This window comes from Pseudomonas putida, from assembly GCF_004357765.1.
GTDB classification, from domain to species: domain Bacteria; phylum Pseudomonadota; class Gammaproteobacteria; order Pseudomonadales; family Pseudomonadaceae; genus Aquipseudomonas; species Aquipseudomonas putida_U.
In genome coordinates, this window is record NZ_SMTE01000028.1 from 1 (window position 1) to 8,874 (window position 8,874).

Genomic DNA, 8,874 nt, shown 5'->3' on the forward strand with positions numbered 1-8,874 from the left:
AAGGAGTTTTTCGTTCCGACTGCGTTGGAAGTGGTGCGCATTATAAGGGGATTCGAAACGGCGTCAACACCTATTTTCAAGAAAATCAGATATTTAAGGAAATGGACCGTATTGAGCCCACCCCAGGCGTGTCACGACCTTTCCAGCGACTACTCCTCCCCCGCAACTATTCCCGCCACAGTCGATCTGTAGAGAAACCACCCCACCAGAGCGTGACGACCATGAGCGATACGCAAAACGAGAAGACCCCCGGCCTATCGCCGGACGAAGAATTGGAAGTCGACCACAATCAGCCCCCTCGCGCCGCCCTGTTGCACGAGATCATTCGCACCCAGGGCGACCATGAACTGGAGCGTACGGTCGCCGCCCTGGCGCTTTCGGCAATCGCCGCGGGCCTGACCATGGGCCTGTCCTTCATGGCGATGGGCCTGTTCTACTCACGCCTGCCGGATGCAGAAAGTGCCCACGTCATCGCCAGCCTCGGCTACAGCGCAGGTTTCCTGGCTGTGATCCTGGCTCGTCAGCAGCTGTTCACCGAAAATACCCTGACCGCCGTACTGCCTGTGATGACCTCCCCCACCCTGCACAATCTCGGACGTTTGCTGCGGCTATGGGGCATCGTGCTAGTCGGTAACCTGGTCGGCACCTTACTGGTCGCATGGGTCATGCTTGAACTGCCGATTTTCGACAGCAAGACCGACGTCGCCTTCCTCGAGATAGGGCGCAAGGTCATGACCAACGACATGACGCAGATGCTCGCCAAGGGCATCGTCTCGGGCTGGATGATCGCGACCATGGTCTGGATGATTCCGTCCATGGAGGAGGCCAAGATCTGGATCATCCTGATGATCACCTATCTGATGGCCCTCGGCGAGTTCACCCACATCATCGTGGGCTCGGTTGAAGTCTCCTATCTGGTCTGGGCCGGAGAAGAGACCTGGTCGCGTTTCTGGATGACGTTCGCCCTACCCACCCTGGTCGGTAATATCATCGGCGGCAGTTGCATCTTCGCGTTGATCAGCCATGCACAGGTCCGCGGCGACAGCGGCAAACCGCCGTCGCAACTATTAAAGGAAGACAAACGTTCCCAGCCGTGACCCGTCAGCGCATGACCACCTGGCGTTCGCGCTCCTGGTCGCGCTGGCGCAGGGGCGCAGGCTGCCACCAGTTCTGTCCGGCGTGCGGCGAGTCCAGGCTCACCCGCTCGCCCATCTGTGGGGTGCAAAGGTGCACCCGGGCTTCCTGACTCAAGGCGAGGATACGTTCGAACGGCTCCTGCCAGCCATGGATGGACAAATCGAAGGTGCCGTTGTGGATGGGTAACAGCCAGCGCCCGCGCAAGTCGAGGTGAGCCTGGAGGCTTTGCTCGGGCTGCATGTGCACGCTGGGCCATGCCACGTTGTAAGCGCCCGTCTCGATCAAGGTGAGGTCGAACGGGCCGAAACGCTCGCCGATCTGACGGAAACCGTCGAAATAACCGGTGTCACCACTGAAGAACAATCGCATCTGGTCGTCGATCATGACCCACGATGCCCACAGTGTTCGATTGCTGTCGAACAGTCCACGGCCTGAAAAGTGCTGGGCCGGCGTAGCGATGAAGCGTATGCCTCCCACCTCTGCTTCCTGCCACCAATCCAGCTGAGTGACCTTGTCGCGCGGCACTCCCCAGCCGGTGAGCACGTCTCCTACGCCCAATGGGGTCAGAAAGCGCTCGGTTCTGTCAGCCAACTGCCGAATCGCCGATTCGTCCAGATGATCGTAGTGGTCATGGGACAGAATCACCGCCGCCAGGGGCGGCACATCGTCCAGATCCAGGGGCGGCGCATGGAAGCGCAACGGACCCGCCCACTGGACAGGCGAAGCACGTTCGGCGAACACCGGATCGGTCATGTAGAAGCGCCCGCGCAGCTTCAGCAACATCGTCGAATGTCCCAGGCGCCACAGGCTGCGGTCAGGCGCATCAAGCACCTGCTGGGGCGTCATGGCATGGACGCGGATCGGCGCGGCAGGTCGGGTCTCGGGCGGTTTGCGCAGCAGCAAGTACTTGAGCCCGATCCGCAGTTTCTTCAGCATCCCATCACGGGGTTGCACCACCTGATTGTGGAACCGTCCGTCGCGCTGCGGTGCCGGCTCGCCAGCGAGGTTAGCCATGGGGGTCATGAGCAGCCACACTCCAATCAGCAAGAAAGCCTTCATGTTACCCCACAGTGATCGCTCCAACCGTGAAATGGCCTGCAAGGCCAGTTTTCGTTCAGTTCTGACTGTTCGACAATATTCACCTGATTTATGCGATGAACGGCGCCTCTACGGAAGAACGACGAACATGATGGACAACCGCACCGGAAAAGGGCTTTCCTTCGTCAAGCGGATCTACCTGCCCCGCATCATCGGCTTGGGCATCGGTCTGTTCAGCGTCATCGCGGCGGTACAGCCCTTGGCCCCCCCGGCTTGGGTATGGGCACTGATGTTGTTCAATGGCTTGGTGTGGCCGCATGTTGCCTATCACTGGGCGCTGCGCTCGCGCAGCCCCTACCAGGCAGAGCAACGCAACCTGGTTCTCGATTCTCTGCTGGGTGGATTCTGGACCGCGACCATGCAGTTCAATTTGCTGCCAAGCGTCACCGTTTTATCGATGATGACCATGAACAATGTCGCCGCTGGCGGCAAACGCCTGGTCTTGCGCGGCGCATTGGCCCAACTGGCGGGCATGCTGCTGTCGATAGCGCTGTTCGGATTCCACCTGCAACTCGATGCCACGCCTTTGCAGGTGTATGCGTGCCTGCCGATGTTGACGCTGTATCCCCTGGCCCTGGGGCTGGTCTGCTACAAACTGGCCATCAAGCTGGCTGAGCACAAACGCAAGCTGCGCGAGCTGAGCCTCACCGACAGCCTGACCAGGCTGCTCAACCATGGCGCCTGGAAGGACCTGCTGCTGGTCAGATTCCAGATCTGCAGACAACAGCAGCTGTCGGCGGTGATCGCGCTTATCGACATCGACCACTTCAAGTCCATCAATGACACTTTCGGCCATGTGGTCGGCGATGGCGTGCTGCGCCAAATGAGCGAGGAACTCAGACGACACTTGCGTGAAGGAGATCAGGCCGGGCGCTACGGCGGCGATGAGTTCTGCGTGATCCTGCCCGGCACCGATGAATCCCAGGCGTGCCAAGCCATGGAACGCTTGCGCGAGCAAGTGGCTGCCTACCGCCACCCCCAACTGCCGCACCTGCGCATCAGCCTCAGCATCGGCCTCGCGGCGTTCCATGCCGACCTCGAGACACCGGAGCATTGGCTCCAGCAGGCAGACCTGGCGCTGTATGCCGCCAAGCATCAAGGCCGAGACCAGGTCACCTTCACCCAAGGGGGAGCCGCTACGCTGAAGCTGGCCTACCCCGACTGAATTCCCGTTCGGGCCGTCAGCGCAGGCAACGCTCGGCAACGATCTCAGGCAGGTCAGTACGTTGCAGATAGATGCGCAGCGGTTCGGTGATCTGCAGGCGGTCGTCTACCCGCTGCTGCAGCAGCAGCCCCAAGCGCTGGCGACACAGGCTCATGCGCGCCCCGACAACGGGCCGCCAGACGAATTCGCTACACGGGGTAATGCTGTCGTCGGCCACGTCCATGCCGAACGCGTCCTCGGAAAATCGCACGATATGCTCGCCGCGCTTGCCATGAAAACCGACGAAGCCCTGAAGCTGGTCGGCTGCGCTGCAGATATCCTGGGATGTGATGGCCATGGCGTAACCTCGCAATGAATTCGGAAGTGACGCACGCCAGGCAATGAGCGGTCGCCTCTGACGGACAACGCGCCGGACAAGCCTAACGTAACTACCAAACCAACCGCCAAGGTTTTCGTTCATCGGCCCGCAGGGCCGCTAGACTGAAATGTCTACCTTGTTCGTCGTCAACACCGGGACCGTTCATGACCGACGCCATCACTACCGATATCGCCACCATCGGTCGAATCAATGCAGTGCCCGCCCTTCTGCAGGTCATTTGCGAAACCACCGGGATGCGCTTCGCTGCCGTGGCCAGGGTCACCGACGTCAGTTGGACCGCCTGCGCGGTGCTCGACACCCTGGGCTTCGGCCTCGCCGTGGGCGGTGAACTGGATGTCACCAGCACGCTGTGCCATGAGATTTACGGCACACGCCGCACCATCGTGATCGACAAGGCCAGCGAGGATGAAACCTACTGCCAGCATCACACGCCACGCATCTATCGCTTCGAAAGCTACATTTCGGTGCCGGTCCTGCGGACCGATGGCCGCTTCTTCGGCACCATCTGCGCGCTCGACCCCAACCCTGCGCCGCTCAAGGGCAGCCCGATACAACCGATGATGGAGGCCTTCGCCCGCTTGCTCTCGCTGCAGATCGAAAGCGAGGAGAACGCCCAGCGCACCGAGCGGGCCTTGCGTGAGGAACGGGCCATGGCCGAGGTTCGCGAGCAGTTCATCGCCGTGCTTGGCCACGACCTGCGCAACCCGCTGTTCGCCATCACCGCCGGTGCCGAACTGCTGGCCCAGCGTCTACCGGACGACAAGAACCGCGCCATCGCACGTCATATCCACACCTGCGGACGCCGAGGCTCGCAGTTGGTCCGTGACATGCTGGACTTCGCCCGAGGGCGGCTAGGCGATGGCATCCCGCTCAACCTAAGGCCCTGCCCAGACCTGGCAGAGGGGCTCAGGCACGTCGCTTCGGAACTGCAACGGGTGCACCCACAGCGGCAGATCATCCTCGACCTCGGCGAGATCGGTGGGTTGTTATGCGACCGGGAACGCATTGGGCAGTTGCTTTCCAACCTCATCGCCAATGCCTTGACCCATGGCGACCCGGCGGGTCCTGTGACGGTCCGTGCCGACGTTCGCGAAGAGGAATTCGTGCTCAGTGTGCACAATCACGGCGAGCCGATTGCCGCAGCGACCCTCGACCTGCTGTTTCAGCCTTTCTCCCGTCCAGTATCGGAAACGCCGCGTCAAGGCCTCGGACTGGGCTTGTACATCGCCAATCAAATCGCTCTTTCCCACGGCGGGCGCATGGAAGTGCAGTCCAGCGAATCGGACGGCACGCTGTTCAGCTTTCACCTGCCGGTCGATCGCTCTGCGTCAGGCATCGTGTGACAGCCGGGGCCGAGGTCAACGCCCGACCTGGTCGTCGTGCACCTGCACACTGGCGGTCATTCCGGCACTCAGGGTTACCCCGGCGGGGATCTCGTCGAGACTGATCCGCACCGGTATGCGTTGGGCCAGACGCACCCAGTTGAAGGTTGGCTCGACCTCCGGGAGCAATTGGCTATCCGGGTTACTGTTGCTGTCGGTGATCCCGCGGCCGATGCTCTCGACGTGCCCGGGGATCGCCTCGCCGGCGCCCATCAGCCAGATCTTCACGCTATCGCCCTCGCGAATCCTGGGCAGCTTGGTTTCCTCGAAGTAGGCCTGGATGTAGAACGTTGCATCATCGACCAATGCCATCACCGATTCGCCGGTATTGACGTAGTTGCCTTGGGCCAGACGCAAGTTGGTGATGTGGCCGTCGCGTGGCGCCCGGACCTCGCTGCGCTGCAGGTTGATCTGCGCCACCTGGAGCAGCGCCTTGGCCTCGTCCAGTTCGCCGCGGGCAATGGCCGCGTTGATCTGCGCGTTCTCGCGCAGCTCGGCGCTGATTGCCTCCGGCCCGAGCGCTGTCCGCCGCGCGGCCTCGCGTTCACGCAGACGCAATTGTTGCGAGCGGGTCTCGGCCACTGCCTTGGCCTGGTCGAAGGCTGCCTGGAAGCGCTCGCGGTCGATGCTCATCAGCAGGTCGCCAGCCTTGACCCGCTGGTTGTCATGCACCTTCAACTCTCGGACCCAGCCCGACACGTCGGGGGCGATCACCACCACGTCGGCACGCACCCGGGCATCGCGCGTCCACGGGGTCAACATGTAGTACTGCCAGAGCTGGTAGCCGGCGAACACGGCAAGGGCGACCACACACAGGGTGACCAAGGTACGTACGACTGCACGCATCGACTTACTCCTTACAAAGGACCTAGCAGTCGGACTACCAGGAACAGAATACAAACGAACAACGCCGCATCGAACAATGCTTCATGCCATATCCAGCGTCCCAGCGGTGTCGCATGGACCACCAGGCGCAACACCCCGGTGAGCACCAGGGCCATCAACACATACACCAGGAAGGGGCTGAGCAGCACCCCGCCCAGCGCCCACTCACGTAACCCCATGGGCTTCCTCCTGCCAACGGCACCACTTGCGCCAACTTTTCTGCAGCTGCAGCACAGCGCCTATGGCCAGGCGCAACGGATCGCTGCCGGGCTGAAGACGCAATACCTCCATGAATCGCTCACTGGCGGCATCCAGACGCTCGCCGCGACCGGGGCCCGGACCTTGCGCCAATGCCTCCTCGACCTGACGCAGGTATTCACGCTCAGCGTTGCCCAGTGGCGCCTGGGCGACGGCCAGACACATACGCAGGTGTACCAGTTCGTCACCGATGTCCAGGCCGTGCAGACCATCGTCCCAGCGTTTGCGTTCGCTCTCCGGAAGCTCGCCGGCATGCCGGGCCAATTGCATCAGGCGGTCGGCCATGCGCCCGCCAAACCAGCTGTCGGCGCCGCGCAGATCGCGCCGGGTCAGGCGCACCAAGTCGCTCTGGGTGGCAGCGCGCAGGCGCTGACTGAGCCACTTCGGATGACGGATCACCACCAAGCGGAACGCCATCACCGCAGCGCCGACCCCCAGCAGCATGGCTTGGGCGCTGTTGAGCATATTGGCCACATCGAACTGCATGGTGTTCAGTGGCGAAACCAATACGATGAAATGCAGGCAATAGGAAGTCGCCGTGGCGCCGGTACGCGGATGGGCCATGCCCAACGCGCCGAAAAACAGTGGCACGCCCATGCCCAGGCAGAGCATGGCGAAGCTGCTCCACTGTGGCAGCAATATCTGCCCGACCAGAAAAGCGGCCGGAATCGCCAGCAGGATCCCACGCAAGAAACTCAGGCCGATCTGCGCACCGTTCTCGCGACTGGCGAAAAGGCTGCAGACCACGCAGGTCAACACCAAGCCACCCGGCGCGGAAGGCCAGGCAGTGGCCAGCCAGAACGCACTCATCACCAGAAAGGCCAGGGCGCTGCGCGAACCGAACAGCAGGGCCAGGGGCAGATCACGGTGCACCGCCAGGCCTTGGGCGACGTCGGTGGGCGCCCTACCCGCTTCGACATCGTCCAGCGCGCGGGTGGCCGCCATGGCGTAATCCAGCAGCAGCGCTGTGCGTGCCAGGCAGTAATGTTCGACGGAACTGATCCGCTCGTCCTGCGCAGCATCCCAGATGCGCTGACGCAACAGCAGAAGACTCGGCTGGTCGGGCTCGGCCAGCAGTCCACGCACTTCTTCGAGCCAGGGCGCCAGACGTTGCGCCTCGTTGTCGTCGAGTTGCCGCCACTGGCGGCGGACCGAGCGGGAAATACGCAGCAACACCATCAGTTTCTGGCTCAGGCCGCGGATGGCCTTGGCCCGCTGACGGCCACGACGTCCTTCGAACCAGGCATTTTCCCGTTGGGTATCGATCGCCACTACCCGGCCCAGTATTTCCAGCAATCCCCTGCGCGCGTGATCCTCGCCGCCGAGCATGGCGCTGGCCGCCTGCAGACCACTCTGCCACGCCTGGCGGGCTTGACCGGACAACTGCTGCTCGACCCGCAGCGGCCAGAGCAAGGCACTGGTCACGGTGGCGCAAACGATCCCCAGGGAGATCTCGGTACAGCGCGCCACGGCCTGATCGAAGACCCGCAAGGGATGATCGACCGAGGGCAAGGTGATGATCGCGGCGGTGTAGCCGGCCAGCACGAAAGCGTAGGCCCAGGCACTGCGCAACTGAGTGGAGGCCGCGGTACAAAGGCCCAACCACAACGCCAGCACCACCAGGAACAGCTCGGGGGTCTGGGCGAACGCGCCCATGAACACCACCGACATCACCGTACCCACAAGCGTCCCGGCCAGGCGCGCCAGGCCTTTCTGCACCACCATGCCAGAGAGTGGCTGGGCCACGATGAACGCCGTCATCAGCGCCCAGGAAGGTTGCTCAAGCCCCCAGCGCATGGCCAACCATAGCGCCAGGCCGCCACCGAGCAGGGTCTTGATGGCGAACTTGAGGGCGAGATGGGTGGGCGCGAACAGAGCCTGAAAAGTGATGGGCACGAACCGTACCTTGCGCGGGGTGTTAGCTAACGATAGTCAATGAGCAAAGGATACTGCGAAGCCAATTAATTAGCTAGCTAATCATCTACAGTGTTTCGCCTGCCGTGGGCTGCTTCGAGGCATGACGACGGGCAAGAAAATGGTTCTTCACGGATTGTCGGGGGTTGGGTTGGGTTGGCATTGGGAGCGGGAACGATCCATTTTGTGTAGCGGCGCTACCGGCCCCTTCCGCCTTTACGGCGGGTCCCTTTTGTCTTGGCAAAAGGGACGCAAAACCGCTTGCTCCTGCATCCGGCCCTCCGCTTCGCTACGGGTCCCCTCGCTACGGCGCCTTCCGGGCCCGCGCGGCCTACGACTTGCTGCGCAAGTCTACATCTCGCGCCTTCGGCTAACGCCGAAGGGTGCTGCGCACCTGGCCCTACAGGCGCCTACGCTCGGCCTCCTGACGTCGCAAAGTTAGCGGCGGAGCCTACGCTGGCGTTATCTTCGAAAGACAGACCGCACTATCCGCAACAACACAAAACCATAGGTAAAGGAAAAAGCGAGAGCGCAGCGATTCGCCCGCCGTTGCCCTGGCTTTTGATCTTGCTTTTGCTCTTGATCTACCCGCGACCTCAGGAGGCCGAGTGGAGGTGGCTGGAGGGCCAGGTGCGTAGCACCCTTCGGCGTTAGCC

The 8,874-nt window shown here is 62.4% G+C and carries 9 protein-coding genes; 4 read left to right on the forward strand and 5 right to left on the reverse strand.

Going from position 1 to position 8,874, the window contains the following annotated elements; genetic code table 11:
- Both E2H86_RS26120 and E2H86_RS25370 read left to right on the forward strand, forming a co-directional pair.
- Positions 1–192: hypothetical protein (locus tag E2H86_RS26120; RefSeq protein ID WP_207955656.1), on the forward strand; the 192-nt coding region annotated here is incomplete at its 5' end.
- 29 nt (positions 193–221) lie between these two features.
- On the forward strand, positions 222–1,097 hold the full coding sequence (locus tag E2H86_RS25370) for a formate/nitrite transporter family protein (protein WP_133332245.1): 876 nt from the start codon (positions 222–224) through the stop codon (positions 1,095–1,097).
- A 4-nt stretch (positions 1,098–1,101) separates the two neighbouring features.
- On the opposite strand, the gene E2H86_RS25375 is transcribed toward E2H86_RS25370, so the two are convergent.
- On the reverse strand, positions 1,102–2,196 hold the full coding sequence (locus E2H86_RS25375; RefSeq protein WP_133332246.1) for an MBL fold metallo-hydrolase: 1,095 nt from the start codon (positions 2,194–2,196) through the stop codon (positions 1,102–1,104).
- A 130-nt stretch (positions 2,197–2,326) separates the two neighbouring features.
- On the opposite strand from E2H86_RS25375, the gene E2H86_RS25380 reads away from it, so the two are divergent.
- Positions 2,327–3,400 (forward strand): diguanylate cyclase, encoded by a 1,074-nt coding sequence (locus E2H86_RS25380; RefSeq protein WP_133332252.1) that lies wholly within the window; start codon positions 2,327–2,329, stop codon positions 3,398–3,400.
- A 16-nt stretch (positions 3,401–3,416) separates the two neighbouring features.
- Here E2H86_RS25380 and E2H86_RS25385 read toward each other — a convergent pair whose 3' ends face one another.
- A complete protein-coding gene (locus E2H86_RS25385; RefSeq protein WP_133332247.1) occupies positions 3,417–3,737 on the reverse strand; it encodes a DUF2025 family protein in 321 nt (106 codons plus the stop codon).
- Positions 3,738–3,922: 185 nt separating this feature from the next.
- On the opposite strand from E2H86_RS25385, the gene E2H86_RS25390 reads away from it, so the two are divergent.
- Positions 3,923–5,122 (forward strand): GAF domain-containing sensor histidine kinase, encoded by a 1,200-nt coding sequence (locus E2H86_RS25390; RefSeq protein WP_133332248.1) that lies wholly within the window; start codon positions 3,923–3,925, stop codon positions 5,120–5,122.
- 15 nt (positions 5,123–5,137) lie between these two features.
- On the opposite strand, the gene E2H86_RS25395 is transcribed toward E2H86_RS25390, so the two are convergent.
- The 3 genes from E2H86_RS25395 to E2H86_RS25405 are packed head-to-tail and all read right to left on the reverse strand — an operon-like array spanning position 5,138 to position 8,200.
- Positions 5,138–6,007 carry an efflux RND transporter periplasmic adaptor subunit gene (locus E2H86_RS25395; RefSeq protein ID WP_133332249.1) on the reverse strand — a complete coding sequence of 290 codons (870 nt, stop codon included), beginning with the start codon at positions 6,005–6,007 and terminating at the stop codon, positions 5,138–5,140.
- Positions 6,008–6,018: 11 nt separating this feature from the next.
- Positions 6,019–6,225, reverse strand: coding sequence for a DUF1656 domain-containing protein (locus E2H86_RS25400; protein WP_133332250.1), 207 nt, complete (start codon positions 6,223–6,225; stop codon positions 6,019–6,021).
- A complete protein-coding gene (locus E2H86_RS25405; protein ID WP_133332251.1) occupies positions 6,212–8,200 on the reverse strand; it encodes an FUSC family protein in 1,989 nt (662 codons plus the stop codon). Before E2H86_RS25405 ends, E2H86_RS25400 begins: the two co-directional genes overlap by 14 nt.
- Positions 8,201–8,874 lie beyond the last annotated feature (674 nt).